The sequence below is a fragment of the bacterium genome (genome assembly GCA_030654305.1).
GTDB lineage: Bacteria > Krumholzibacteriota > Krumholzibacteriia > LZORAL124-64-63 > LZORAL124-64-63 > PNOJ01.
In genome coordinates this window covers 1-1,074 of record JAURXS010000299.1, presented here as the reverse complement: position 1 = coordinate 1,074, position 1,074 = coordinate 1, and the positions used below count along the sequence as shown (strand labels likewise).

1 protein-coding gene is annotated in these 1,074 nt (G+C 70.1%); it reads right to left on the bottom strand.

Annotated features, from left to right (window positions below; translation table 11 throughout):
- Window positions 1–1,074: choice-of-anchor X domain-containing protein (locus Q7W29_08570; GenBank protein MDO9171871.1), on the bottom strand; the 1,074-nt coding region annotated here is incomplete at both ends.

Here is a 1,074-nt window from a genome sequence, read left to right as displayed (position 1 = left end):
AGTAGACGCCGGCCGGCGACAGCTGGCCGCCGGCATCGCGGCCGTCCCAGGTCATCGCGTGGGCGCCGGTCTCCAGGCGACCCTCGTGCAGGGAGCGCACGAGCCCGCCCTTGAGATCGTAGACCCGCAGCGAGGCGGGGCCTGCCCGGTGGACCGTGAAGGCGATCTCGGTCTGCGGGTTGAAGGGGTTCGGGTGGTTCTGGCCGAGCGACAGCCGCGACGGCGCCAGGTCGGGGGCCGCCGTGGTCTCGCACTGGTGCAGGATGTCCAGCGGCAGGACCTGGGGGCTGACGAGGCTGAAGTTGTCGGCGTCGACGGTGAACGTGCGGTTGGCCTGGCCCGTGCACTCGTAGACGTCGTTCACCAGGTACTTGTACTCGTTGAAGATCTGGCTCGAGTCGGCGAACACGACCGACGTCGTGTAGACGAGGTCGCCGGCCGCGGCGTCCGGCGCGACGCCGTCGTCGCGCAGGTCGTTGAGCGACGGGATGTCCCAGCTGAAGCTGGGCGGCGCGACGTTGCTCGTGGTGCCGTTGACCGACAGCACGTCGCCGGGGCCGACCGGGGTCTGCCCGACGTTCGCGTCCACGCGGAACACGACCTCGACCGGCCGCCAGGTCGTGGAGCAGCGGTCGAAGTGGACCACGGGCATGGCCAGCGGGCCGAGAGCCCCGCCGATGGTGTCGTAGAGCTCGTCGTTCAGGAAGACGCCGCGGTCGCCCTGCGCGAAGCACTCGTAGGCGTCGTTGAGCAGGAACTTGTAGGTCACGTTCTTGCGCGAGCCCGCCGGGAAGGTGACGGCGACGGAGTAGATGCCGTCGGCGGCCGTCGCGTCCTGGCCCACGCCGTCGTCGGACAGCTGGGTGAGCGAGGGGACGGTGTAGTCCAGCGGCGCATCGGAGCCGTTGACCGCCACGACGCCGCCGGGCGCGATGCCGTAGACGTTCAGGTCCACGTACAGCAGCACGTCGATGGCGTGGGCGGTGAACTGGGTCGGGTCCGCGTCGTTCCACCACACGTCCAGGACATCCTGGGCGCCGGTGGCGAGGTCCATGACGTGGTTGCGGTTGCCGG